This is a genomic window from Bradyrhizobium xenonodulans (assembly GCF_027594865.1).
Lineage (GTDB): Bacteria > Pseudomonadota > Alphaproteobacteria > Rhizobiales > Xanthobacteraceae > Bradyrhizobium > Bradyrhizobium xenonodulans.
Window position 1 is genome coordinate 3,663,226 of sequence record NZ_CP089391.1, and the last position, 25,296, is coordinate 3,688,521.

The window sequence follows — 25,296 nt, forward strand, 5'->3', positions numbered from 1 at the left end:
GACGCACGGCGGGCGTCCTTGGGGTCTATACAGGGGGCGATCATGGGCAGGCACAAGGCCATTCTTTTGGCGATCACCATGCTGGCGGGCGGAATTGTCAGTGCAGGGCTCGCCGAGGCGCAGACGTTCCGGACCTATCGCTGCGCCGATGGTACGCAGTTCATCGTGGGGTTTTATGACGACGACAAGCGCGCCTTCCTCCAGATCGACGGCGAGCCCGTTACCCTCGCCAAGCGGCTGGCGGTCTCCGGGATCCGCTATTCGGGGGCGGGGATCACGCTTGTCATCGGCAAGAGCGGGGCCACCACGGTCAAGCATCTGAAGCGGCCGGCGACGGCCTGCGCGGTGGTCTGAACGGCGGCGTTGCCGCAAGAATCAAAAAGGGCCGAAACCTCGTTGTTTCGACCCTTTTTCAAGTTGCGCCGACCGCTCGAGAGAGCGCGGCTTTATCAAACCAGCCACAGGCATCACCGATCCCATTTCGGCTTGGCTTCGTCGACCGCGTCCTGGTGGTACCAGCTGTCGCTGCAGATCGAGACATTCGCGGGAAGCGACGTTTGATCGGCGGGAAGGCGGGTCTCGCCATAGCGGCGTCCGGCGAGAGCCGCGCGGCCCCCGGCGGGGAATTGGTAGATCTGTGCAGATCCGTGACTCAGACCATTGTTCATCATTGCGATTTGCTCCTGGGTCGAAGCGCCTTGGCCTCCATGGTGCGCCCGACTCGTTCGATTGTGGTTACTGGAATCCCCATATCGGCCGCGCATCCCGGATTGGAAAGTGCTGAAAAGGAAATCAGTTGCCGCCCAATTTGTAGGCAAGTGACGGTCTGCATCCCCCAAGGCAGCGGGTCGGTGACCAACGCCTGGGCCATTCCAAAGGTTGCTGGGCAGGTGGCGGGCGCTTTGCGAAAATTGCCGGACGTTGATGCGCGTTTCATCGGCAACTCCGGCACCGATCTGGCTGCTCCAGAATCAGGCGTTTTTCGCAGGCTTTTTGCGGTGCAGCTTCACGCGATGGTGCGCGGCTATGACGCACGCGGCCGCGGGCGTTTGCCCGCCACCGGACAGGTCCCGGCCGCGACGGACAACCTCCCGCGCTGCGGCCTTTTGGCACGTTAAATGCTTGTAAAGGGCCGGCCGATGATGGCCGGGTACAAAATGTGCGGGGGCCTCCAGGCCCCCAACCTTTCGCATCATCTACAGAGAGGCTCAATGACCAAGTATAAGCTCGAGTACATCTGGCTCGACGGATATACGCCGACTCCGAACTTGCGCGGCAAAACCCAGATCAAGGAATTCGCGTCGTTCCCGACGCTCGAGCAGCTTCCGCTCTGGGGCTTCGATGGCTCCTCCACCCAGCAGGCCGAAGGCCACAGCTCCGATTGCGTGCTGAAGCCGGTCGCTGTGTTCCCGGACGGCGCCCGCACCAACGGCGTGCTCGTGATGTGCGAAGTCATGATGCCCGACGGCAAGACCCCGCACGCCTCCAACAAGCGCGCCACCATCCTCGACGACGCCGGCGCCTGGTTCGGCTTCGAGCAGGAATACTTCTTCTACAAGGACGGCCGTCCGCTCGGCTTCCCGGCTTCGGGTTATCCGGCGCCGCAGGGTCCGTACTACACCGGCGTCGGCTTCTCGAACGTCGGCGACGTCGCCCGCAAGATCGTCGAAGAGCATCTCGACCTCTGCCTCGCGGCCGGCATCAATCATGAAGGTATCAACGCGGAAGTCGCGAAGGGCCAGTGGGAATTCCAGATCTTCGGCAAGGGCTCCAAGAAGGCCGCTGACGAAATGTGGATGGCCCGCTATTTGATGCTGCGCCTGACCGAGAAGTACGGCATCGACATCGAGTTCCACTGCAAGCCGCTCGGCGACACCGACTGGAACGGCTCGGGCATGCACGCCAACTTCTCCACCGAGTACATGCGTACGGTCGGCGGCAAGGAGTATTTCGAGGCGCTGATGGCCGCCTTCGACAAGAACCTGATGGACCACATCGCCGTCTACGGCCCGGACAACGATAAGCGTCTGACCGGCAAGCACGAGACCGCGCCGTGGAACAAGTTCAGCTACGGCGTTGCCGATCGCGGTGCTTCGATCCGCGTTCCGCACTCCTTCGTCAACAACGGCTACAAGGGCTATCTGGAAGACCGCCGTCCGAACTCGCAGGGCGACCCATACCAGATCGCTTCGCAGATCCTGAAGACGATCGCGTCCGTCCCGGCCGACAAGAAGGCCGCGGCCTAAGATCCTCCCGGCCCGGGCTGGGGGGCTGGCCCGGGTTGGACTTCAATCCGCCGGAGCTGCAAGGCTCCGGCGGATTTTTGCGTTCTGACGACGGTCGTTCCTGTGGCCTGCCGACCTCGGCCCGTGCGAAACTTGTCCGTCGTCATCGAAAGCGGGATACAGTACTCTTGGATGCGCGCAGGGCCGGGGACGGCTGGTGTTTGAAGGCTTCTACAAGACGAGATTTCAGCTCGGCGGCGCCGTCGGCCGAAGCGTGATGCATGCCGGCAATGGCAAGATGCTCGGCGGCAATTCGGCCTTCGCCCATATCGGCACCTATGAGAGGACCGAGGGCGGCGTCGACATCGTCATCAAGACGGTGCGCCACAACCCCGACCCGAACTACCGCGCCATGGCGGGCACCGACGATGCGACGCTGATCGCGAAGGGCTGGGCCGAGGGCGATCTCTATCATTTCAAGGGCGAGCTCAAGGAGCTGCCCGGCGTGCCTTTCCAGTCATTGATGACGCCGATCACCGAAGACGAAGTGCCGATCGCCGGCGGCGTCGGCGAGGCCGGGATCGCGGACGGCCTCTACTCGATCCATCTACGCATGCTCGATGGCGTCGACGGCGGCCTCACCGGCGTGATGCTGCTCAACCAGGGCCGCATCCTCGGCGGTGACGCCTCGTTCTACTATCTCGGCAGCTACACGGCCGCGAACGGACGCTGGAAGGGCCAGATCCTCAACCAGGAGCACACGCCGGCCAAGGACGATCCGATCTTCGGCGGCCACGAGGTCGGCATCGGCTTCTCCGGCACCTATGACGGCGAGGAGGCGGTGCTGGAGGCCACGGCGCTGGCCGGCAAGCGCTCCTTGCGCCTCACTGCCGCGCTCAAGCTGATGCACCGCGCCTGATCGCGACAGGAATAGCCCATGGACAAGGTTCGCATGCTCTCGACGCTCGGCCTGATGGGCGCGATGCGCAACCTGTCCTCCGCCTTCGAGACTGCGACAGGCATCCATGTCGATGCCGATTTCGCGCCGACGCTGGCATTGTTGAAGCGGCTGCGCGGCGGCGAGCCTGCCGATCTCGTGATCCTCACACGCGAAGGGCTCGACGAGATGATCGCCGAGGGCCGGGTCGCCGACGGCGCGGCCGATCTGGCGCGCTCCTATGTCGGCATTGCCGTGCGGGCAGCGGAGGCGCACCCCGACATCGCCAATGAAGCCGCGCTGTGCAAGACGCTGCTCGCGGCGCGATCCGTTGCCTATTCGCGGCTGGGCGCGAGCGGAGTGTACTTCGCCCAGTTGATTCAGCGATGGGGCATCGCGGCCGAGATCAATGCCAAGGCGACGATCGTCGAGCAGGGATTTACGGCGGAGCGGCTCGTGACCGGCGAGGCGGACCTTGCCGTGCAGCAGATCAGCGAGCTGAAGCAGGTCAAGGACATCGAAGTGGTCGGTCCCATTCCACACGATTTGCAGACACCGGCCGTGTTCTCTGCCGGCCGTATGGCGAACGCGAAACATGTCGACGCTGCCGAGCGGCTGCTGCGCTATCTGGCATCGCCTGAAGTCGTATCCGTGCTGCGGCAATCGGGACTCGAGCCTTGAATTTGCCGGGACGGGGACGCAACCTAGTGGCCATGCGGATATACCTCCTTGCCATCCTCTTTGCGCTGGCCGCGCCCTTGGCGGCGCAGGCGCAATCGGCCGATCTCGTGCTGTGCGACCGGGTCGCAGCCGATCCCAGCGATCCCGACAAGCCGGCCGACGTGCGGGGCGTCGGCGAGATCGCCGCCTCCGATGTCGCGACCGCGATCAAGTTCTGCAAGCAGGCAGCAAGCTCCTCGCGGCGCGCGATGTTCGCGCTCGGCCGCGCCTATGCGGCGAACCGGCAGACGGGCGAGGCGATCGCCGCCTGGCGCAAGGCGGCGGACAAGGGATCGAGTGCGGCGATGGTCGAGCTCGGCGTCGCCTATGGCACCGGCGCCGGCATTGCGAAGGACGAGGCGCAGGCGCGAAAGCTGTTCGAGAAGGCGGCGCAGGCTGGCAATCCCCGCGGCATCAGCAATCTTGCCGCGCTGGGCGGCACCGGCGGTGGCGCGCCGGCCGATCCCGCGCAGGCACGTACGCTGCTCGGCAGGGCCGCCGAGACCAATGCGGAAGCGCAGTACCAGCTCGGCCTGATGCTTGCGAACGGCAATGGCGGGGAGAAGGACGATGTCGCGGCACGCGCTTTGTTCGAGAAGGCGGCCGCGCAAAACCATCCCGGCGCACTCGAGCGCATGGGCGAGTTCGCGCAGGACGGCCGCGGCGGACCGAAGGACAAGGACGCTGCGAAAGCCTACTACGAGCGCGCCGCCGCGCTCGGCGACGAGGACGCCAAGAAGGCGCTGGAGCGCATCCGCTGTCCCTATGCGATCAAGGACAAGGCCGGCAAGCTCGTCACCACGCTGTGCTTCTGATCGACGGCGCAGGCCTGCGTCCGAGGGTTCGAAGCCGGCCTTGATCGAGCGCAACGCCAGTCGAGGCTACGTCGGCCTAAACTCGGTCTCTATGGGAATGGAGACTTGCAATGAAGCTTCGGAGATGGATGCTGGCGCTGGCCGGCCTGGGTGTGGCGACTGCCGTGGCGGCACAGGATCTCAAATCGCCATCCGCGGACCAGTACGTGCCGCGTCTCGGCGACATCATGAGCGCCGCGCAGGCGCGCCACCAGAAGCTCTGGCTGGCCGGTAAGGCGAAAAACTGGGAGCTTGCGGCCTACGAGCTGCGCCAGCTCAAGGCGAGCCTGGTCGAGGCCGCCTTGCTCTATTCGGGCATTCCCGTCGGCAACGTCACGACGCTGGAGCCGTCGCTGCGGTCGGTGTCGGACGCGATCGATGCGAAGGACGGTCGCAAATTCGCAAAGGTCCTGGGCGAGCTGACCGAGGGCTGCAATGCCTGCCACCGCTCGATGAGCCGCGGCTTCGTCGTGATGAAGGTTCCGTCCGATCAGCAGCCCTTCGCCAATCAGCAGTTTGCGCCGGCCGCAAGGCCCTGACGGAACGGATCGCGCGCCGCGCGGGTTGCATCCGGAAGCACGACAGGAGGCGCAAGCATGATCCGCAAGCTCGCATCCGGCGAATACCGGCTCTATTCGCGCAAGGTGAATCCCAAGACGGGTAAGCGCCGCAACCTCGGCACGTTCAGGAGCAGAGCTGCGGCCGAGAAGCACGAGCGCGAGGTTCAGTACTTCAAGCGTCACTGACGCCTGAGGAGGACCGTCCGGCACCGGCCAAAACAAAAAAGTCGAAAAACAACCCCATGCACAGTAGCCAAGCCGTTGAAATCACTTGGCTGCTGAAATCACCTTTGGGATGAAATCGCAAACTACGGATTTTGCGAAAAATCTTGCTCCGTCGGGCAAAACAGGGGCATGATGGCATCTTGCGGCGCGTGGGCCACGGGCAGCGCCTGCGCGGAAAAGCCGGGTGGCCTTGGTGCGGCGAGGGTGCTAGGTAGCCGCAATTCTTTTCCGATTTTTGCGGGTCATTTGCGTTGCTGGACGGGCTCTACAAGGTTGAATACGGCATCCACGATGCCTTCGGGCGCAGCATCATGTGCCTGCATGACGGCAAGATGCTGGGCGGCAATTCGGCCTTCGCGCATCTTGGCACCTATTCCGAGCAGGACGGCGAGATCGTCGCCGAAGTCATCACCGAACGGCACAACGAGGATCCCCATTACAAGCCGCTGATGGGCGCCGACGTCGCCAGGATCGGCGCACGCGGCCGGCTGAACGGCAACCAGATCCGTCTTCAGGGCAGCGCGGACACCATGCCGGGCGGCAACTTCTGGGCCATTCTCACGCGGCTCGATGATGGAGCGCTGCCGCCACGCGGCATGATCGGAGAGGGCGGCATCGCCAACGGCCTCTACGGAATGAGCCTGCATGCGCTCGATGGCGTCGATGCCGGACTCTCCGGCGTGATGCTGCTGATCGACGGCCGCATCCTCGGCGGCGATGCGTTCTTCTACTATCTCGGCTCCTATTCCTCTTCGGACGGCCGCTGGAAGGGCGAGATCCTGAACCAGGAGCACACGCCGGCGAAGGGCGAGAACCCCGTGTTCGGCGGCTATGAGGTCGGCATCGGCTTCTCCGGCACCTGCACCGAAGACAGCGGCGAGCTCGAAGGCATCGCGCTCGCGGGGAAGCGGAGCTTGCGGCTGGCGGCGTCGCTCAGGCTGATGCGAAGGGCTTGAGCTTCACTTCGCTTGATCACGTTTGAGATGTTGATGCGGCCGTCGCGGGGAGGCTGCAGATCATATCCGCTGGGCGGAAAGGCGCGCCACGAGGAATTCGATCGCGGCGCGGACCCGCCGAGGCATCGCGTCGGCGCCCCGCTTGGGCCAGACGATCTGGAGCGGGATGGGCGGGGGCTCGTGGCCGACAAGGATCTGCTCGACGATCCCCTGATCGATCAGCCTGCGCACCTGCCAGAGCGGGGCGAGCCCGATGCCGAAGCCGGATGCGACGGCTGCGTTACGTGCCGCGGCACTTTCTGACCGAAAACGACCATCGACTTCGATGCGCCGCCTTTTGTCGCCAAAGGCCCATCGGTCGTCATCACTCGCTCGCAGCACGCACGCATGACCGGACAGATCTCGCGGATGCTCAGGACGACCATAGGCGGCGAGATAGGCCGGCGAAGCGAACACGGCCCAGCTCAGTCCACCGAGCCGGCGAATCCGCAAGTTCGAATCCGGCAGGTTGCCGATGCGAACCGCAAAATCGAGCTTCCCGGCGACGAGATCGACACGCTCATCGGACAGAACGAGTTCGAGGTCGATGTCGGGATTCCGCGTCAGGAATTGACCGAGGACGGGAGCCACATATTCCGGGCCGAACAGGCTCGATGCGCCGACGCGGATTGTGCCCGCAAGGCGCCGATCGCTGGCGAGCAGATCCTCACGCGCAGCGTCGATGGTTGTGAGTGCAAGGCGGATGCGGCCGGCAAATTCGAGCCCCGCTTGTGTCGGATGCAGGCGGCGCGTCGTTCGCGAGACAAGCTCCACACCAAGATCATCTTCGAGCCGCGCAAGCGAACGGCTCACGGACTGTAGCGATCTGGCAAGACGTGTTGCCGCGGACGTCAGGCTGCCCTCGTCAATGACAGCCAGAAACACTGCATAATCTGCAAGCGAGGCCAGCGCTACTCTCCCGAAATGTGAGATAATATATCCATATCGTAGGGTATTATCATCACAAGTGCGATGTGTTGGGAATGGGCTCCCGATGATTTGGAGCGTCCCATGATGAAACCGGATTCCTGCGCAACAAAAGCCCCTCTGACGGCCCTGACGCCTCTTTACGGCACCCCGATCACACTCGATGAAGCGACGCGCGTGGCTGACGCTGCGCGCGCCGAAGCGGAACGTCACGGCTGGCCCATGGTGATCGCCATTACCGACAGCGGTGGCCATCTCGTGCTGTTGTACCGTCTCGATCAGGCGCAGCATGGCAGCGTGCTCGTCGCGCAGCAGAAGGCAAAGACCGCCGTCGATTTCAGGCGGCCGACGGGCGCGTTCGAATCCGCGCTGGCAGAGGGAGGCCTTCACTGGCGACTGCTGGGCATGACCAACCTCACTCCTCTGGAGGGCGGAGTTCCGATCCTCCGTGACGGCGGGGTCATCGGAGCGATCGGCGTCTCGGGCATGCAGTCGACCCAGGATGTGCAAGTCGCCGCATCAGGTCTTGCGGCTTTCCGAGCGTGACGGCTCGATGCCGGCCGCGGCGCGGAACGGCAGCTCCGCGCGCCCGGCAGCGGCGGAATCCGTACCCCGCCGGGCTTCCCCTGACAGCCCGCATGGCCTATGACGCTGCAACGCAAAATTCCCCCGAAAAGACCTCATGATCCGCCTCGACAACGTCAGCAAGCAAGCCGGCCACCAGATCCTGTTCATCGAAGCCTCCGCCGCCCTCAACAAGGGCGAGAAGATCGGCCTCGTCGGCCCCAATGGTGCCGGAAAGACCACCCTGTTCCGGATGATCGCCGGCGAGGAACTGCCCGACGAAGGGCAGGTCTCGACCGATCGCGGCATCACCATCGGCTATTTCAACCAGGACGTCGGCGAAATGTCCGGCCGCAGTGCCGTGGCCGAGGTGATGAATGGCGCAGGTCCCGTCAGCGAGGTCGCGGCCGAGTTGCACGAGCTCGAGGTCGCGATGGCCGACCCTGACAAGGCCGACCAGATGGACGAGATCATCGCGCGCTATGGCGAGGTGCAGCACGCGTTCGAGGAGCTCGACGGCTATGCGCTCGACGGCCGCGCGCGCGAGGCGCTGTCCGGCCTCGGCTTCAGCCAGGAGATGATGGACGGCGACGTCGGCAAACTCTCGGGCGGCTGGAAGATGCGCGTGGCGCTCGCCCGTATTCTCTTGATGCGTCCCGATGTCATGCTGCTCGACGAGCCGAGCAACCATCTCGATCTCGAAAGCCTGATCTGGCTCGAGAAGTTCTTGCACGATTACGAAGGCACGCTGCTGATGACCTCGCATGACCGCGAGTTCATCAACCGCGTGATCTCCAAGGTGATCGAGATCGATAGCGGCTCGCTCACGACCTACAGCGGCGATTACGAGTTCTACGAGCAACAGCGCGCGCAGAACGAGAAGCAGCAGCAGGCGCAGTTCGAGCGTCAGCAGGCCATGCTCGCCAAGGAGATCAAGTTCATCGAGCGCTTCAAGGCGCGGGCCTCGCACGCGGCCCAGGTGCAGAGCCGGGTCAAGAAGCTCGACAAGATCGAGCGCGTCGAGCCGCCGCGCCGCCGCCAGACCGTCGCGTTCGACTTCCCGCCGGCGCCGCGCTCGGGCGAAGACGTCGTGGCGCTCAAGAATGTCTACAAGGGCTATGGCAGCAAGCGGATCTATGACGGCCTCGATTTCATGATCCGCCGCCGGGAGCGCTGGTGCGTGATGGGCGTCAACGGCGCCGGCAAGTCGACGCTGCTCAAGCTCATTGCCGGTGCGAGCGAGCCGGACGAGGGCACGGTGTCGGTCGGCGGCAGCGTCAAGATGGGCTATTTCGCCCAGCATGCGATGGATCTGCTCGACGGCGAGCGCACCGTGTTCCAGTCGCTGGAGGACCAGTTTCCGACCGCGGGGCAGGGCTCCTTGCGCGCACTCGCCGGCTGCTTCGGCTTCTCCGGCGACGACGTCGAGAAGCGCTGCCGGGTGCTGTCAGGCGGCGAGAAGGCGCGCCTCGTGATGGCGAAGATGCTGTTCGACCCGCCGAACTTCCTGGTGCTGGACGAGCCGACCAACCATCTCGACCTCGCCACCAAGGAAATGCTGATCACGGCACTGGCGGATTTCGAAGGCACCATGCTGTTCGTCTCGCATGACCGCCACTTCCTGGCGACGCTGTCGAACCGCGTGCTGGAGCTGACGCCGGAGGGCATCCACCAGTTCGGCGGCGGCTACACGGAATATGTCGCGCGGACCGGGCAGGAGGCGCCGGGGCTGCGGAGCTAGTTCTTGCTCTCGGTGGCGATGGCCGCGATCTCGTTGGTCCAGATCCCGCCGGAGTAGCCCCGCGGGAGCCGCGCGAACAATTCGGACGTGTCGATGCCGGTGGAGAATTCGCCGCCGCTGTAGGGGCCGAGCACGAACACCGCGCTGTTGGCGTCGGCCATGCGATTGAGGAAGCGGTCGGGCCAGCCCCATAACCAAGGGGCGGCGTTGATCGGCACCAGCACCATCGCGTTGCGGCACGAGGCTGGCACCAGGCCGGTCCAGCCATAGCCGATATAGCGGATCAGACAGCTTCGGATCGCCGCGCGCGATGTCGTGCGGACGTCCGGCGTGAGACGGCGGATCGCGTCGATCGGCTCGTCACCACCATAGACCATGATCATCCGACGTCGCTCGGCCGGCAGCGCGGTCAGCACGGCGGCGAGCTTTTCGCCTTCGTTCGCGTCGCGGCTCTTCACGTTGATGAGGAGTTGCCTGTCGGGGAAGGCGGCGAACACCTCGGACAGCGTCGGCATCATCCCGATGCCCTTGCCGCGAAACGGGAAGGTCTTGCCGCCGTCGGCGGTATAGCCGTAGCCGATGTCGAGCATCTTCAGCTTCGCCATGCTCTGCTCGCGCGTGACGCCCTGGCCGTCGGTCCGGCAGTCGACGGTCCAGTCGTGGAATACGACGAACTCGCCATCGGTCGTCGGGTGCACGTCGAGCTCGACGATATCGGCGCCGGCCTCGAAGCCGGCGCGCATCGAGCGGAGGGTGTTCTCGAGATAATCGTGCGTCGGCGGCAGCATCCGCGCGGCGGTGCAGGTATCGTTCTTCACATCGCGCTCATCGAAGCGTTGCGCGATGCCGCGATGGGCCAGCAACACCGGCTTGCCGTCGCGATGCGGTGCCAACAGGCTCGTGTTGTTGAGATAGATGCCCACGGCGACGGAAAGGATGGTCGCTGTCGCGAATCTGAGTGCTTTGCCCACCAGTTATTTCCCATTCCGTGATCAGCGTCGGAGATGTTTGAGGTCGATTTGCGGCGTGAAACGGTCACGGCCGCGCAAGCCTCGCGCAACCCTCGCGGGCGATTGTCCGCGCGGGGCGAGGGCTGCGGAACCGGGCATGATCACCAAATTGAGGCAAGTTTCCACGGCGCCTTTGCCGTGCAAGATTTGCGGCGGGGAGTCCGCCCTGTTTGGCGTGGTCGATTTCGCCAAGCATTGCAGCGAAGCGCGCGTCAGGCGGTTTCCGCTGACGGGAGCGCCGGTCTATTACCACCGCTGCCAGCTTTGCGGATTCCTGTGTACCGACGCCTTTGACGATTGGAGCGAGGCGAACTTCAAGACCGAGATCTACAACGACGGGTATGTCGAGGTCGATCCCGACTACAAGGAGGTTCGACCGATCGGCAATGCGAGACTGGTGCAGGATCTTTTTGGAGCGCGGAAGGCCGAGCTGCGCGTGCTCGACTATGGCGGCGGCGACGGCCTGCTGAGCACGACGTTGCGCGGCTCCGGCTTCCTCGAGGCGCAGACCTTCGATCCCTTCGTCGCCGACTTCGCGGAGCGGCCGCAGGAGAAATTCGACATCGTCACCTGCTTCGAGACGCTGGAGCATATGCCCGATCCGATGGCGGGCATCGGCTCGATCGTATCCAGCACGAAGGAGACCGGGCTCGTGCTGTTCTCCACGCTGCTGCAGCCGCCCGATTTCGAGCTGCACGGCGTCAATTGGTGGTATGTCGGCCCGCGCAACGGCCACGTTTCGATCTTCAGCCGCACAGCGCTCGTCCGCGCCTGGCAGCACTACGGCTATCAGACCGCCTCCTTCAACGACAACCTGCACATGGCTTTCCGCGCGTTGCCCGAATTTGCCCGGCACCTGCTGAAGCAGGCATGACGGACATCCGACGCGCCGATCCCGCCGAGAGCCCGGCGAGACTCTTGCGGCCGCACGGCATAGGCGCTGGTGTGCGCCTATGCCGCCGTTGGGGTGGCGAGCGACCTTCCGCCGCTACCGCAGGATCTCGCGCAGCACCTCGCCATCGACCTGGTGCGGCCTGACGCCCAGGATCTGCATGATGGTCGGGGCCACGTCGACATTGCGCATGCGCCGGATCGTCGTGTTGTTGCGGATCTGCGGGCCGGCGGCGATGAAGGTCGCGCTCATCACCGGCAGCCTGGGATCGTGGCCGTGGGCGCCGTAGAAATTCGGCATCGACAGCGTGGTCGTCGCCGCGTTGAACGCCGCATCGCCGAGCCGGGCGATGCCGGGGTTCTGGATGCCGTCGAAATTGTAGCCGGGCGCCATCAGCGCGAACACGTCGCCAAAATCCTGGCCGATGGTCTTGCTGGTGCACTGCCCGAGTCCGGCCTCGCATTGGAGCGGGCGGGTCTCGACCACCGTGAAGAGCCGCCCGCCTTCGAGCGAGCCGTTGAATTTCGGGTTCGGGTCGACCGCATTCTTCACGGCGTCGGTGATCTGCGTCACCAGAGCCTGGTAGGTCGCAGGATCGACGGTGCCACCCTGTTCGCGTTGCTGGAGGTTGACGTAGATGTTGACCGCCGGACCCGAGGTGCGGATCGCGACCTTGGTGGTGTCGATGCCGGCGTTCTTCAGGATGTTGGTCATGCTGACCGAGGTGTGGAACGGCGCAAAACCGTGGTCCGACACGACGATGACGTTGCTGTCCGGCCCCGCCGCCTCAGTGATCTGCTTCACCGCCTTGTCCGCGGTCTGGTAGGCGAAGCGGATGTAGGATTTGTAGCGGGCGACCTTGGCAGGGTCCTGGCCGGCGCCGATCGAGTTCGGGTCCTTCGGATTGGTGCCCTGGCGCGGGTCGGTGAGCAGGAACTGGTGCTCGGAGCCGTCGGGCTGCTCGATATAGACCATCACGAGGTCGGCGTCGGGATGGTTCTTGATCGCGCGCTCGCCGATGTCCGCCTGGTAGCGCACGAAGGTCTTGACCATGTCCTCGTACATCGCCTCGATCTCGATGTCGGGGAAATTGGTGAAGCCCGGGCTGAGCCGCTCCGGAATGCGGAAATCGGCCTGCGGACGCCAGAAGCCGATGCTGTTGTTGATGTCGTCGACGTCGGCCAGCACCGGCGCGTTGCGCGGAATGAAGTTGGCGCCGTAACGGGCGAAGCGCACCACCGACAAATCAGGCGCGAGCTGCGAGACGAAGTACGCAGCGCCAACCTTCGCCCCGCTGCCGTCGAAGAAGAACGGCGCGTTCTCGCCGCCGAATTTGACATAGGCCGGTCCCGTCGACGGCGGCGCGAACGGTCCTGCCGTAATGCCGCGCGTGGCGTCGAAGAAGACCAGGGTGTCGTAGTTCACCTTGTTGTCGTTGGTGGTGTCGAGCGCCGCAACGCGGATCGCATATTTGAGGTCGAGCGTTGCCGCGCTGGTGCAAGTTGAGGTCGAGGCTGACGCGCACGAGAACGTCTCGATCGGTGTCGCTGTCGCCAGCACCGGGCTGAACGAGAAGCGGCCGGCCGACTGGAGCGCCGTGGCCACCGCCGGATCGGCGGTGAAGTCGCTCTGGGTGAGCGTAAAACCCTGGGCACCGAGGCCGCCGAATGCGCCGAACGGCACGGTGTAGTCGGTGACGCGGATCGGCTGGGCCGGTTGCACCACCGTGCCGTTGATCGAGATGTCGGCGCCGTCGCCGCCTGGCCACGTCGCGGTGACCACCTTCTTGCCCTGCTGGCGCAGCTGCACCCAGAGCGGCGAGGCCGTCGGGTGCGGCGAAGGTCCGAGCGGGCTCTCGCGATAGCCGCCGATCGGCGCCGCGAAACCGCTGAGGCTCGACGTGACAGGCCCGACGATCGCCTGGAAGGTGTTGGAGGGAATGTCGTTGTGGACGGCGGTCGAGCCGGTGGCGATCTCGATATGCGAGACCGCGGTGAGCGACGGTGAGGCCGTGATGTTCTGCACTGCCACCGCGCCATGGCGGCTCAGTCGCGCCAGGCCGCCATCGCGCGGCAGCACGCCTTCGTCGATGAATTGCTGGATGAAATCGGGCTTTGCACCGTCGAGCGAGATCAGGACCACCGGCGGCGACCGGTGTCCGTGATGGCCGTGACCGTGACCACGGAAATCGCCGGAATCGCGGCCGCGACCGTTGTCATCCTGATCGGCGTGGACGGGCGCTGCTGCACCGACCAGCGTTGCTGCGAGCGATACCGACGATATGAGGGAGAAGAGCCTTTTCTTGTCCACGTGCTGCCCCGTGATTTTTCTTGCTGCACAATCAGTGCGCGCTTCATTTGAAATGACACGTGGAGTATCGAGCACGGCCGACGACGCGCGTATGACGCCTGAGCGACGCATGCGCGTCGTTGCGTGAATGCTGTCGCGAGAGTCCAACCGATCTCTCCGTCACGCCGGCGATGGGAACTCGTCGGCGCAGGCCTGCGCCCGTGCGGCTTGAACGCTGCGAACTCGTTCGCTACGCTTGAGAAAATCAGGGGGAGGGCGCGTGAAGCAGCTCAGGGTCGGCGACATCACCGTCGACGCGGTGATCGAGCGGGAGGGGCCGTGGCGGCGGCCGCAAGATTTTTTTCCGGCTTATGACGACAGCGTATTCAAGCGGCATCTACCGACCATGGAGCCGGAGGTGTTCGACGCCGCGCGCGGCATGATGGTGATCACCTATCAGACCTTCGTGGTGCGGACGCCGCGTTACACCATTCTGGTGGACACCTGCACCGGCGAGGACAAGGGCCACCCGCCGCCGTTCGATTTCCCGGGCAAGGCGCGCTGGCGCAACGAATTGTTCGCGCTCGGCATCGGCTTCGGCGAGATCGACTACGTGTTCTGCACGCATCTGCATATCGACCACACCGGCTGGAACACGACCCAGCGCGACGGACGCTGGGTACCGACGTTTCCGAACGCGAAATACGTCTTCCACAAGGGTGAGTATGCGGCCTGGGAGGCCGAGCATGCCAAAGGCAACAATCCACCCGGCACGGTGTTTCGCGACAATTGTCTGCCGATCGTCGAAGCCGGGCAGGCGCTGCTGGTGGATGACGACTACGCGCTCGATGACACCGTCACGCTGACGCCGACGCCGGGGCACTCGCCGTGTCATTGCTGCGTGAACATTTTTTCGAAAGGGCAGCGCGCTGTGGTCGCCGGCGACCTCATGCATCACCAGATCCAGTGCCGCGAGCCGGACTGGTCGGCGAGGCCGGATTGGGACGCAAAACAATCCGCGGTGTCGCGGCGAAAATTCTTCGCCTCGGTTGCGGACACGGACACGCTGATCCTGCCGGTACATTTTCCGGCGCCGACGGCCGGATGGATCAGGCCGCTGGATGGGGCGTTTGATTATCGGTTCAAACGGGAGTGAGGTGCTGTCTTCACCTCGCCCCGCAAGCGGGGCGAGGGAGGAGAGGAATCGCAGCGCCTTACGCGCCCATCTCGCACTTCTTCATAAAGCTGTTCTTGGCGGCACCGGCGAGCGGCTTGCCGTCGGCGCTGACGGCCTTGGGCATGCAGGCGTCGGCCTTGCACTTCTTCATGAACGAGGTCTTGGCGGCGCCGGCCAGCGGCTTGCCGTCCTTGCCGACCGCCTTGCTCTCGCAGGTGTCCTCCGCGAAGGCCAAACCGGCTGCAAAGGTGGCAACGATCGCAGCGAGGAAAATCCGCTTCATCATGGGTGTCTCCCTAAACCAAAAAGATGGCGCGTGAATTGGAGACTGGAATCGTGGCGCAATCAAGCAGGATCGGCGCCGACGTGTCTTCGCGGTTCAATTTTTCCAGCGGTCGAGGGTGGCAACGGCCTTGACGAGCACGTCGTTCATCGCCGCCTGATTCCCGGGCGTGGACTGCCGCCGGGACGAGGGCTCGTCGAAGCCGTGGGTTGCCCCACGATAGACGGTGACGTCGATCGGGCTTCCGGCCTGCCGTGAGCGGTCGGCGAATTGCTGGCAGGTCTGCGGCGAGACCTCTTCGTCGTCGGCGCCGAGAAACATCGCGATTGGTGCGGCGCTGGAGATGATCGGCGCCACCAGTGCTTTCCGTCCGCAGCCCGGATAGAACGCGAGGGCGCCGCGATAACCGGCTGTCTTGTCGCCCTGCCGGATCATCACGTTCAGTGCGGTGCTGCCGCCATTGGACCAGCCCTGGAGAAAGGCCCGGCTTCCGATCACGTCGCCGCGTCCGCGCAGGTAAGCGAGCGCGCCCTCGGCATCGAGCGGGCGCACGGTCAGCTCATTGACATCGGCACGGTCAGGATCGTCATGGGTGTAGCGGCCGAAGCCGTGCGCCTTGCCGCGTGAGCCAAAACTGTCCGGAAGCAACGCCACGTAACCGTGCGCCGACCAATATTCGCCCCACATCCTGTGGCGCCTGGACAGGGTGGCGGCGCTGCAGGGCGAGGCGATACCGGCGCCGACCGACGTGCAGTCGGAACTGTCGTTGCTGGAGTAGGGACCGCCGCGGCCGTGCAGCATGACGACTGCAGGCCAGGGGCCCGGCGTCGTTGGCTGGAACAGGTACCCGACGAGCGCGGTGCGGTCGTCGGCGCTGCGAAAATACACCGTCTGCGGCGCGGCGGAGACGGCCGCGACCGGCAGCAGCGAGGCGATGAGGCCGATGAACAGACGCATGAGATGAGCTGGCAATTCGGTCGAGCCTGATCGCAACGTGATCAGACGCCGCGCGCGAGTAGGGCCTTGAAGTCTGCCCGTGCGCGCTGCGCCTCGGCGCGCGCGACGTCGGAGGCATCACCGAGGCCGAAATAGCCGTGGATGAGGCCGGGGCCTTCATGGTGCTTGACCGGGACGCCGGCGACTTCCAGCGCCTTGGCGTAGGCGGCGCCCTCGTCGCGCAAGGGATCGAACCAGGCGGTGGTCACGATCGCCGGCGCGACACCCGCAAGCGATGCGGCGCGCAGCGGCGAGACGCGCCAATCCGCGGCATGACCGGGATCGGCGAGGTAGTGGCCGGAAAACCATTCCATCGTGGCCCGCGTGAGGAAGTAGCCGTCGGCATTCTCCGCGCGTGACGGATAGCGCGCGTTCTCACGCGCGTCGGCATAGAGGCCGACGACGTCGGTCACGGGGTAGACCAGGAGTTGTGCGGCGAGCTTGATGCCGGCATCGCGGCAGGCGATTGCCGTCGTGGCGGCGAGATTGCCGCCGGCGCTGTCGCCGGCCACACCGAGGCGTTTTGCATCGCCGCCAAATTCCGCGACGCGGTTGAAGATGTCGCTTACCGCGGCGAAGGCGTCCTCGAACGCGCCGGGGAAGCGCGTCTCCGGCGGACGTCGATAATCGACGGAGACGACGACCGCGCCGGTCTCGATTGCAAGGTTGCGCGCCTGCCGGTCATGGGTTTCGAGATCGCCCGCGACCCAGCCGCCGCCGTGGAAGAACACCACGGTCGGCGCGGGCGCGGTGCCATTCCGGTAGAGACGCGCATCGCGCGGGCCGGCGCCGCCTTTCACCTTGATATCCTGCACGGTGTCGACCGGCGGGGGCGGCACGGCCGCGCGCGCGGCAGCCAGTGCACGCAAGGAATCGCGGGCGCTCTGTGGCGTCATCGTGGTGGGATCGCGCAGCGGCAGCAGCGGAATGATCTGGGCGACGACGGGATCGAGCGGCGCGGCCATGGTGTGTCCTCACAGGGTTCTTGGTCTTGCTTGCGGGTTAGCATAGATTCTGCGCGCCGCATCGGCAACCGGTGGAACGGGCAGGGAGGTCTTTGAGGTGGAATTCGAAACGCTGGTCCAGTCGCGCCGCAGCGTGCGCGGTTTCAGGAACGAGCCGGTGCCGCGCGCGGTGATCGAGGCGATCATCGAGAGTGCCAAGCGCGCGCCGTCGTCGATGAACACCCAGCCCTGGCATGTCCATGTGCTCACGGGCGGCCCGCTGGAAGAGGTGCGCCGGCGCAACATGGAAGAGATGATCGGCGGCGCCATAGTCAAGCGCGACATCGTCAGCCATGGCGAATACCAGGGCATTCACCGCACCCGCCAGGTCGACATCGCCAAGAAGCTGTTCGGCGCGATGGGGATCGCGCGCGACGACAGGCCGATGCGGCAGGACTGGGTGCTGCGCGGCTTCCGCCAGTTCGACGCGCCGGTCTCGCTGGTGCTGACCTATGACCGCGTGCTCGACCCCGGCGCGGTCTGCCATTTCGATCTCGGCGCACTCTGTTACGGCATCGTGCTGGCGGCCTGGGACCGCGGCCTAGGCTCGGTCATCAACGGGCAGGGCATCATGCGCTCCGACATCGTGCGCGAGGTCGCCGAAATTCCCGAGGACGAGGTCATCATGACCTGCGTCGCGATGGGCTATCCCGACGACGGCTTTGCGGCGAATGCCGTTCGCTCCGATCGCGAATCGAATGGCGACTTCGTGCGCTACGTCGGCTTCGCCGACTAGTGCAGATTTGATCCAGATCAAATGCGCGGACACGATCGGTATCATTCGCCCGCAGTGCCGTAGTCGTACGGTGTCGATCCGCGGCACGAACGCAACTGTGCCGCGCGTTTCATAACCGAATGGCAATGTCGAATCCGTATTTCATTCCTTTGCGACGCGTGATGCGTCGAACAAGGATATTGCCATGCTCTCGTTGTTTTCCAAGGCAAGTCACAAGCAACCAGCTCCGTCGATCGTTCCGGAAGTACATGACGAAACGCCGGCCTTCCATGAGGCCTGCGCGATTCGCGTTCTGGAGAGCGATGACCGGCTGCAAAATATTTCCACAGATGACTTCGTCGTAGCAGGCGCACGCGCGCCGCTCGCCCTCGCGTTCATCTCGCCGCACTGCGATTTCGCGCGCGTGGTGGCGTCGCTGCAGCGGCTGGCGGGCTCGACGCCGGTGATCGCGATGTCGACCGCTGGCGAACTGTGCTCAGTGGGGCAGTCGCTCTACAAGCCGACGGGCACGAACTGGTCGTCGGTGGTCGTGCAGGTCTTCCCGGCCGATCTGTTTCAGTCCATCAGCGTCCATGGCGTCCGGCTCCACAATGACGACATCCGCATGGGGGAGCCGTCGAAGGCACATGACGCGCGCATCGAGGCGATCACACGCGAGCTCGGCGCGATCAGGACGCCGTTCGCCATCGACGTGCGCGACACGATCGCCTTCGCGCTCGTCGACGGCGTCTCGGCGTCGGAGAACTATTTCATGGAGGCCGTGTACAGGAGCGGCAGGTTTCCGTGCGCCTTCGTCGGAGGCTCGGCCGGCGGCAAGCTCGACTTCAAGAACACCTATCTCTATGACGGCCGGCAGGTCCTCGAGAACCACGCTCTCATCGCCTTCCTGAAGCTGGCGCCGGGACGTGCCTACAGCATCTTCAAGACGCAGAATTTCAAGAAGACCGGAAAATCCTTCGTCGTCATGGGGGCCGATCCGGACCGCCGCACCGCCTCGGGCGTCATGGATGCGGATGCCAACGAGATCAGGCCGTTTGCGGCCGCGGTGGCGAAGGCGCTGAACACGACGCCGTCCAACCTGATGGCGATGATGACGAAGCATTCCTTCGGCATCGAGGTCGGCGGCGATCTGTTCGTGCGCTCGGTCGCCGGCATCGATGCGGAGAGCGGTGTCGTCTCCTTCTTCTGCGATGTCAATTCGGGCGACAGGCTCGAACTGCTGGAAGCCACCGATTTCGTCGACCAGACCCGGCGCGACCTCGAGACGTTCCTGCGCGGCAAGCCGCCGGCGATCGGCGCGATCCTCAACGACTGCATCCTGCGCCGCCTCAACAACGAGAGCCAGCTCCGTAACATGGGCGGCATGTGGCCGATGCCGGTCGCGGGATTTTCGACCTTCGGCGAGCTGTTCGGGATCAACATCAACCAGACGCTGACTGCGATCGTGTTCTTCGACGTCAGGGAAAAACCGCTGAACGATCCCTTCATTGAGACGTTCCCGATCCACTACGCGCATTTCGTCGAATATTTCACCCGCACGCACCTCAACCGCATGGTGCTCCTGAACCGGATCAAGGACGGCATCGTCCATCGCCTGACGGAATATCTGAGTGCCAGCGCCACGCTGAGCGGGAAGGTCGAGGGTGCGTTGAAGCAGACGGCCTCGATCAACGCGATCGTGGAGGAAATCCGCTCCGTCATCATGACGAGCGCGCAGTCGGCGGCGAAGGCGACCGACACCACGGCACTGTCGCAGGAGTTCACCGGCCTCACTCAGGCCATGAACGGCTTGCGGGACATCCTGAAGATCATCGACACGATCGCGGGGCAGACCAACCTGCTCGCGCTGAACGCGACCATCGAGTCGGCGCGGGCCGGCGAGGCGGGACGGGGTTTCTCGGTGGTGGCGACCGAGGTGAAGAAGCTCTCGCAGGACACCAGAAACAGCCTCACGCGCACCCACGCCTCGATCGGAGGCATGGAAACCTCGCTCGAGTCGCTTGGAGCCAATATCGAGAACACCCGGGGCCAGCTGATCCAGACCCAGGAAGGCTACAACAGCATCGTGACGCAGATCGAGGAGATGTTCAAGAATCTTCAGATGGTCAACACGGTGCTGGCGGACCTCGAAAGCTTCGTGCGGGACCGCAACGGGGCATTGACGAGTGCCATGAACGACATCGAGACGTTGAAACGGATCGGGTAGGCGGCAAAGTCGGGCGCCTCGCAAATTTCGGTGACGACCTCTCAGTTCGGTCTTGCAATCCCGTCGCGCTGGCAGGAACAATGTGCCTCGTGAGAGGTTTGTTGCTGGCGCGAGGGAATTGACATGCGGCGGCTGGCTAGCCTGGTTCGGCGGTTCTTCGGTCCGCGAGTGCGGCGCCCGATTGATGATGATCCAAGTCTTCCCTTCACTCCCGAGGAGTTTGGCCGGCTGATCCGCAGCGGCAGGCACGAGGACATGAAGCTGCTGGCTGATGGGCTCACCGGCCGGTCCTCCCCGCGACGCGCCAGTTATCGCGCGACGCATTAGGTCGGGTCAGGGCAGGGTTCTTGCGCTCAGCGCGTGAGGGCGACCTGCTTGAATGAAGCCACCAGCGCCTTCTCCAGCTTGCCGTTCATTCCACAGAGAATGTTGTAGGCTTCCGCGCGCGGCATCGTCGGCTTGTAGTGCCGATGCTCGATCAGTGCGGCGAAAATGTCGGAGATCGTGAGAATGCGCACGATGTCGTTGATGCTCTCGCCGCAGAGTGCATCGGGATAACCGCTGCCGTCGAGATATTCGTGATGATGGCGCACGGCGTCGAGGACCTCCGGCGAAATCCTGTCGTGGCCTTTCAGAAAATCATGGCCCGCGACGGGATGAGTCTCGATCATCGCGCGCTCCTCGGGATCGAGCCGCCCCGGCTTGTCGAGGATGGCCAGCGGGATCCGCGCCTTGCCGATGTCGTGGAACATCGCCGCCGTATACAGGCGCTCCAGGTCAGTGCGCCCGACCCCGAGGCTCAGGCCGAAGTTGACGGCAACGCCTGTGACCAGCAGGCAATGCTGATAGGTGCCCTCGTGGTGCCGCCGCACCGTCGTCAGCCATTCCGACAGGCCGTGCTGGGTGATGCGATCGGCGATCTGGCGGCCGGCTTCCCTGGTGCCGTCGACATCCAGGGGCTGGCCGAGGGTGACGGCCGTGAACATCGATGCGATGGCGGTTGCCGCGGCCTCGACGGCATTGTCGGGCCGGGCCCGGTCGCCCGACGAAGCGGACGCCGTGTCGGCAGGATCAGTCAATGCCGCCAGCAATTTGATCCGGTTGACGGCCCCGGGCAGGACCTGCGTCGCGCCGAGCGCGTAGGCCTGCGACACCCCGACATGAGAGGTGTGCTCGAGCAGGAAGATGCGCTTCCGGGCCTTCGCCAGCCTGGCGGCTCTCTTCTTGATGGCGGCGATATTGTCGACGTCACGCAGATCGGCACGGATGACGACGGCGAATGGCGCTTGCGATATCTTGGCTTCGGAGTCCAGCCGTTCGCCCGCGACGGTAAAATTCTCTCCCAGGATCGAGCAGATGCCCGACAATTTGTCGGATGTATCCGCCAGCACATGAATGAATGGGCGGGCCGCGTTCCTCTCCCGGATGCCGCCGTCGCGATCGACGGGGCTTTGGATGGCTCGCGGGCTCTGCACGGTCTGACCTGGGACTTTGACTTGACTGGGTTCAATGCGGGGGATGAATGATCGGGGCTACTTGCTCTGGGCCGCGATCTCGGCCTGAAGCTTCGGCCTCTTCTTGCTGTCCGCGCTGACGAAATGAACGCCGGCCATGGTGCCGTCGATCCAGACCAGCTCGCAGCGCCGGTAGGCAAGACCGGTCGACGACAGCAGCATGAAGAACTCCTTGGCCTGGAGCACGTCCAGCGTGCCCTCGACCTCGATCTTGGCGCCGTTCTGCGAGACGTCCAGCAGCACGCAACTGCGGCGCCACGTGCCGTCGGAGCCCATCAGGTTGACCGGCTGCTTGTGGTCCATTTTCACGCGAGATGCTTTGCGACCGTCGAACTTCATCGGCTAACCCCCATTTTTCGCGCCGCGATTTCCCGGATCGCTTGTGTTGGCGCTTGCTGCGATTTCCCCCCAGCGCACCGTCCATTGGCTGGTCGACAGAAGAAGCGTCTCGAAGATGTGCTGCGCGCGTTCGCGCTCGGCAAAGGACAGCCGCGTGTCGCTGCGGTTGCTCACGATCGCAAGCGTGGTCTGCCAGCTCAGCCGTGAGGCGCGGCAGGCCGCGACGAGACCTTCGCAATCGTCGTCGGCCATCACGTGCTCGACGATCTCGATCGGGGCGCCCGACAGAACCGACAGTGCCGTGAACAGATTGGCGGTCTCGCCGCGGATCGCGAAGCGGTTCACCGTGGAATCGTTGAGCTTGCCGACGCGGTTGAGGGCGACGATCTCCGGCCGCGCGTTTGCATAGTCGGCCGAGGAGGGCGGCTTCGGTGGCGCCGGCGCGGCTGCTTGCGTGGGCGAAGCGGCCGACGCAGTGGGCTTGGCCTTCGCTGCGGGCGAGGCGGAGAGCAGCCTCCGCACGACCGGGTCGGGTGTGCCGGGCCGGAGCACCAGGGCCTTCGCTATCTCGCCGTCCTCGTCGGCCCTGGCGATCAGCGCGGCATACGAAGCGTCGGAAAACCGGGTCCCCGGATTCCTGATCAGCGCGAGGCAGATCGGAGTGCCGCGCTGGATCAGCGCTTCGGTCACGGCCGGCTCGATGAGGTTGCGCGCCGCGATCGCGCGTTGATGACGCTCGCCGCCCGAGGCTGCGACCTCTGCGAGATCGGCTGCGGTGAGCGCCTCCGATTTGAGCAGGACAGGACACGCCACGTCCGGGTCGTCGTGTGAGGCGAGACGCCGCAAGGTCTCCGGCGGAGCCACCTTGAGCTCGGCAAGGGTGGCGCTGAGCTGAAGCAGTGCGCGGGTCTCGACCCGTTCCGTCAATCGCAGCAGGACGCCGTCGACCACACCGGAGAGCAGCTCCTGGGACCGGTCGCGGCTGCCGGTGAGCAGTTGCACAATGCCTTCGAGGATGCGAGCGCAGCGGTCCAGGGGACACGTTGCGACCGCCTCTTCCAATTCAACCAGAATTTCGGCAGGCGAATTTGCCATCATGGCAGGGGCCTGTACTCAAAATAAATTTCAACTATCCAACGACCGTCATTGCATCCTATACGTGTTAATTAGAAATTTAGACCTTGAGTATTCGGGTATCAAAGCACCTCTGACATTGCCGGAAACGATATCGAAATTTGGCGAGGCTCGATGCGGCGACTTGTCCTTTGAACGGGACGCTCGCCAACTGACTGCGTGTCATTAGGATGATTCTTTCGGTCTGATGGGACAACCGAAAGGGGGGAACTCAGTCGGCGCTATTGCCGGGCGCGCGTCGTTTTCTGACGCGGTTTTTCATTTGTCATGAACAGCAATGATGATGCGCCCGGGTTGGCGCCAAAGATATTTCGCTTCTCCGATGTCGACGAATTTCGGAATGCCATACGCGGCTTGAACTTCGAGTTCACGCCGTTCGTACGGAAGATTTCGGCTGAGCAGACCATTTTGTCGCTGCCCGGCTGCGACGTGAATCTGACCAGGGCGTTTCCCCGGGTGGTTGACGCGCAGCTCGTCGAGAATTGCACGGCGATCGGGTTCACGATGGACGACCTCAACGTGCCCATCCGCTTCAATGGTTCGCAACGCGCCCGGCCGGTCGTCGTCATCGGCAGCGGCGGCGCCGCCTACACCACCATCGAGGAGGTGCAGCGGATACTTGCCTCGGTGGTCTTCAGGCCGGAGGTGACGGATCGCGGCTGGCCTCGCGCAGTCTCGAGCTTCAAGATTTTCGAAACGACGGCCGCGGGCCTGAACCGTCTGCGCGGCGTGGTCCGGGAGGTGCTGGCGGCTGCGTCGGACCCCATCGATGTATCGGATGTGCCGTTGAGGGGCGCGGCCATGAAGGAGTCCCTGCTGGGCGCCGTCGACGATGCGTTCGAGACGGTCGTTCCCGCGCGATGGACCCTGCGTCCCAATGACGAGCGGAACTTCAGGATATTCCAGGACATCCGCGCGCTTCTGTCCGACGACCTGTCGCAGCCCATCTACAGCGAGGAGATCGCGCGCAAGCTTGGCCTGTCCGTCCGCACCCTGCACGACGTCGTCCGCCGCTATCGCGGCATGAGCCTGCACCGCTATTTGCGCCTGCGCCGGTTGTGGCTGGTACGCCGCCGCCTGCTTGCGGGGGCCGACAGCGTCAAGGCCGTCGCGCTGGCGTACGGTTTCTGGCATCTCAGCGACTTCTCCAGAAGCTATCGCGACCAGTTCGGCGAGACGCCGTCGCAGACGCGGGAGCGCGGCCGGGGCCGGTAGCAAATGGATGGGGCGAGCCTCTCGTTTCGTGCTAGCCTGCCGGCCATGAGCAACCGCATCCTCGTCCTCTACGGTTCCTACCGTTCCGACCGCATGGGCATCCGCCTTGCCAATTTCGTCATCGATCGCCTGCGCGGCCGCGGCGAGGAGGTCGAATTCATCGACGCCAAGGCGATCGGCCTGCCGATGCTCGACCGCATGTACAAGGAATATCCCAAAGGCTCGGCACCCGAGGCGCTCGAGAAGCTGGCGGGGCAGATCCGCGGCGCCGACGGTTTCGTCTTCGTCACCGGTGAATATAATTGGGGCATCCAGCCCGGCCTGAAGAACCTCACCGACCACTTCCTCGAAGAGTGGTTCTGGCGCCCGGCCGCAATCGTGAGCTATTCGGCCGGCCGCCTGTCCGGCGCGCGCGCCGCGACCGCCTGGCATGGCACGCTGTCGGAGATGGGCATGGTGGTGGTGTCGAGCACCATCGGCGTCGGCCCGATCGCGCAGACATTGTCGGACACCGGCGAGCCGGTCGGCGACGGCGGCAAGGCGCTGGAGCGCGCGTTCCCGCGCTTTGCCGATGATCTTTCGTGGTGGATCGAGGCCGCCAAGGCACAGCGGTCGCGCAAGGCGCCGCCGTATTGAGCGGGGCAATCGCATGCCACCCTCGGCGGCGCCCGAGCGCGCGCCTCGTCCTTCGAGATGACCGCTTCGCGGTCTCCTCAGGATGAGGCTAAGCTGCATCGGTGCTCGTTGAAACTG

At 64.6% G+C, this 25,296-nt stretch carries 27 protein-coding genes; 17 read left to right on the forward strand and 10 right to left on the reverse strand.

Features of this window, described 5'->3' with window-relative positions; genetic code table 11:
• Positions 1-42: 42 nt before the first annotated feature.
• Positions 43-354: an MliC family protein gene (locus tag I3J27_RS17045; RefSeq protein ID WP_270171524.1), complete on the forward strand. Its 312-nt coding sequence runs from the start codon at positions 43-45 to the stop codon at positions 352-354.
• 113 nt (positions 355-467) lie between these two features.
• Here I3J27_RS17045 and I3J27_RS17050 read toward each other — a convergent pair whose 3' ends face one another.
• Entirely contained in the window at positions 468-671 is a 204-nt protein-coding gene (locus I3J27_RS17050) for a DUF2735 domain-containing protein (RefSeq protein ID WP_270171526.1), read from the reverse strand.
• A 27-nt stretch (positions 672-698) separates the two neighbouring features.
• Here I3J27_RS17050 and I3J27_RS17055 point away from each other — a divergent pair, with 27 nt between their 5' ends.
• The 8 genes from I3J27_RS17055 to I3J27_RS17090 all read left to right on the forward strand — a co-directional run bounded on the left by I3J27_RS17055 (position 699) and on the right by I3J27_RS17090 (position 6,477).
• Positions 699-1,118, forward strand: a complete 420-nt coding sequence (locus I3J27_RS17055; RefSeq protein ID WP_270171527.1) for a hypothetical protein — start codon at positions 699-701, stop codon at positions 1,116-1,118.
• 93 nt (positions 1,119-1,211) lie between these two features.
• Entirely contained in the window at positions 1,212-2,246 is a 1,035-nt protein-coding gene (locus I3J27_RS17060; RefSeq protein ID WP_008129886.1) for a glutamine synthetase beta-grasp domain-containing protein, read from the forward strand.
• Positions 2,247-2,442: 196 nt separating this feature from the next.
• Complete coding sequence (locus tag I3J27_RS17065; protein ID WP_270171531.1) at positions 2,443-3,144, forward strand: GrlR family regulatory protein; 702 nt, start codon at positions 2,443-2,445, stop codon at positions 3,142-3,144.
• An 18-nt stretch (positions 3,145-3,162) separates the two neighbouring features.
• On the forward strand, positions 3,163-3,843 hold the full coding sequence (locus I3J27_RS17070) for a substrate-binding domain-containing protein (protein ID WP_270171533.1): 681 nt from the start codon (positions 3,163-3,165) through the stop codon (positions 3,841-3,843).
• Positions 3,844-3,875: 32 nt separating this feature from the next.
• Positions 3,876-4,697, forward strand: a complete 822-nt coding sequence (locus I3J27_RS17075; RefSeq protein WP_270171535.1) for a tetratricopeptide repeat protein — start codon at positions 3,876-3,878, stop codon at positions 4,695-4,697.
• 110 nt (positions 4,698-4,807) lie between these two features.
• Complete coding sequence (locus tag I3J27_RS17080) at positions 4,808-5,275, forward strand: hypothetical protein (protein WP_270171537.1); 468 nt, start codon at positions 4,808-4,810, stop codon at positions 5,273-5,275.
• Between the two features lie 57 nt (positions 5,276-5,332).
• Positions 5,333-5,482: a hypothetical protein gene (locus I3J27_RS17085; RefSeq protein WP_007591825.1), complete on the forward strand. Its 150-nt coding sequence runs from the start codon at positions 5,333-5,335 to the stop codon at positions 5,480-5,482.
• A gap of 290 nt (positions 5,483-5,772) precedes the next feature.
• Complete coding sequence (locus tag I3J27_RS17090) at positions 5,773-6,477, forward strand: hypothetical protein (RefSeq protein ID WP_270171543.1); 705 nt, start codon at positions 5,773-5,775, stop codon at positions 6,475-6,477.
• Positions 6,478-6,537: 60 nt separating this feature from the next.
• Here I3J27_RS17090 and I3J27_RS17095 read toward each other — a convergent pair whose 3' ends face one another.
• Complete coding sequence (locus tag I3J27_RS17095) at positions 6,538-7,401, reverse strand: LysR family transcriptional regulator (RefSeq protein WP_270171545.1); 864 nt, start codon at positions 7,399-7,401, stop codon at positions 6,538-6,540.
• 126 nt (positions 7,402-7,527) lie between these two features.
• Between I3J27_RS17095 and I3J27_RS17100 the strand changes: the two genes are divergently transcribed.
• Positions 7,528-7,989: a GlcG/HbpS family heme-binding protein gene (locus tag I3J27_RS17100; protein ID WP_270171547.1), complete on the forward strand. Its 462-nt coding sequence runs from the start codon at positions 7,528-7,530 to the stop codon at positions 7,987-7,989.
• 136 nt (positions 7,990-8,125) lie between these two features.
• On the forward strand, positions 8,126-9,748 hold the full coding sequence (locus tag I3J27_RS17105; RefSeq protein ID WP_270171549.1) for an ABC-F family ATP-binding cassette domain-containing protein: 1,623 nt from the start codon (positions 8,126-8,128) through the stop codon (positions 9,746-9,748).
• On the opposite strand, the gene I3J27_RS17110 is transcribed toward I3J27_RS17105, so the two are convergent.
• A complete protein-coding gene (locus tag I3J27_RS17110) occupies positions 9,745-10,719 on the reverse strand; it encodes a glycerophosphodiester phosphodiesterase family protein (protein ID WP_270171551.1) in 975 nt (324 codons plus the stop codon). The two genes, I3J27_RS17105 and I3J27_RS17110, sit on opposite strands and share 4 nt — an antisense overlap.
• A 136-nt stretch (positions 10,720-10,855) precedes the next feature.
• Between I3J27_RS17110 and I3J27_RS17115 the strand changes: the two genes are divergently transcribed.
• Positions 10,856-11,632 (forward strand): class I SAM-dependent methyltransferase, encoded by a 777-nt coding sequence (locus I3J27_RS17115; protein WP_270171553.1) that lies wholly within the window; start codon positions 10,856-10,858, stop codon positions 11,630-11,632.
• 114 nt (positions 11,633-11,746) lie between these two features.
• On the opposite strand, the gene I3J27_RS17120 is transcribed toward I3J27_RS17115, so the two are convergent.
• Positions 11,747-13,960, reverse strand: a complete 2,214-nt coding sequence (locus I3J27_RS17120) for an alkaline phosphatase family protein (protein ID WP_270171556.1) — start codon at positions 13,958-13,960, stop codon at positions 11,747-11,749.
• A gap of 259 nt (positions 13,961-14,219) precedes the next feature.
• Between I3J27_RS17120 and I3J27_RS17125 the strand changes: the two genes are divergently transcribed.
• Positions 14,220-15,095 (forward strand): MBL fold metallo-hydrolase, encoded by an 876-nt coding sequence (locus tag I3J27_RS17125; RefSeq protein WP_270171561.1) that lies wholly within the window; start codon positions 14,220-14,222, stop codon positions 15,093-15,095.
• 58 nt (positions 15,096-15,153) lie between these two features.
• Here the strand turns inward: I3J27_RS17125 and I3J27_RS17130 are convergent, their stop codons facing one another.
• The 3 genes from I3J27_RS17130 to I3J27_RS17140 all read right to left on the reverse strand — a co-directional run bounded on the left by I3J27_RS17130 (position 15,154) and on the right by I3J27_RS17140 (position 17,360).
• On the reverse strand, positions 15,154-15,402 hold the full coding sequence (locus tag I3J27_RS17130) for a hypothetical protein (protein WP_270171563.1): 249 nt from the start codon (positions 15,400-15,402) through the stop codon (positions 15,154-15,156).
• Positions 15,403-15,495: 93 nt separating this feature from the next.
• Positions 15,496-16,356 (reverse strand): dienelactone hydrolase family protein, encoded by an 861-nt coding sequence (locus I3J27_RS17135; RefSeq protein ID WP_270171565.1) that lies wholly within the window; start codon positions 16,354-16,356, stop codon positions 15,496-15,498.
• A gap of 41 nt (positions 16,357-16,397) precedes the next feature.
• Positions 16,398-17,360, reverse strand: coding sequence for an alpha/beta hydrolase (locus tag I3J27_RS17140; RefSeq protein WP_270171567.1), 963 nt, complete (start codon positions 17,358-17,360; stop codon positions 16,398-16,400).
• Between the two features lie 97 nt (positions 17,361-17,457).
• Here I3J27_RS17140 and I3J27_RS17145 point away from each other — a divergent pair, with 97 nt between their 5' ends.
• Together I3J27_RS17145 and I3J27_RS17150 are read left to right on the forward strand one after the other, a co-directional pair.
• A complete protein-coding gene (locus tag I3J27_RS17145) occupies positions 17,458-18,135 on the forward strand; it encodes a nitroreductase (RefSeq protein WP_270171570.1) in 678 nt (225 codons plus the stop codon).
• Between the two features lie 184 nt (positions 18,136-18,319).
• Entirely contained in the window at positions 18,320-20,341 is a 2,022-nt protein-coding gene (locus tag I3J27_RS17150) for an FIST N-terminal domain-containing protein (protein ID WP_270171572.1), read from the forward strand.
• Positions 20,342-20,694: 353 nt separating this feature from the next.
• Here the strand turns inward: I3J27_RS17150 and I3J27_RS17155 are convergent, their stop codons facing one another.
• Genes I3J27_RS17155 through I3J27_RS17165 form a run of 3 tightly spaced genes read right to left on the reverse strand, consistent with a single transcriptional unit; the run spans position 20,695 to position 23,196 of the window.
• Positions 20,695-21,816, reverse strand: a complete 1,122-nt coding sequence (locus I3J27_RS17155) for an HD-GYP domain-containing protein (RefSeq protein ID WP_270171574.1) — start codon at positions 21,814-21,816, stop codon at positions 20,695-20,697.
• A 57-nt stretch (positions 21,817-21,873) separates the two neighbouring features.
• Positions 21,874-22,194 (reverse strand): PilZ domain-containing protein, encoded by a 321-nt coding sequence (locus tag I3J27_RS17160; RefSeq protein WP_270171576.1) that lies wholly within the window; start codon positions 22,192-22,194, stop codon positions 21,874-21,876.
• Positions 22,195-22,197: 3 nt separating this feature from the next.
• The gene (locus I3J27_RS17165) at positions 22,198-23,196 is read right to left on the reverse strand and encodes a DUF2336 domain-containing protein (RefSeq protein ID WP_370691961.1); all 999 of its coding nucleotides are present in this window, start codon (positions 23,194-23,196) and stop codon (positions 22,198-22,200) included.
• A gap of 399 nt (positions 23,197-23,595) precedes the next feature.
• Between I3J27_RS17165 and I3J27_RS17170 the strand changes: the two genes are divergently transcribed.
• The gene (locus I3J27_RS17170; RefSeq protein WP_270171580.1) at positions 23,596-24,543 is read left to right on the forward strand and encodes an AraC family transcriptional regulator; all 948 of its coding nucleotides are present in this window, start codon (positions 23,596-23,598) and stop codon (positions 24,541-24,543) included.
• A gap of 45 nt (positions 24,544-24,588) precedes the next feature.
• Positions 24,589-25,179, forward strand: coding sequence for an NADPH-dependent FMN reductase (locus I3J27_RS17175; protein ID WP_270171582.1), 591 nt, complete (start codon positions 24,589-24,591; stop codon positions 25,177-25,179).
• Positions 25,180-25,296 lie beyond the last annotated feature (117 nt).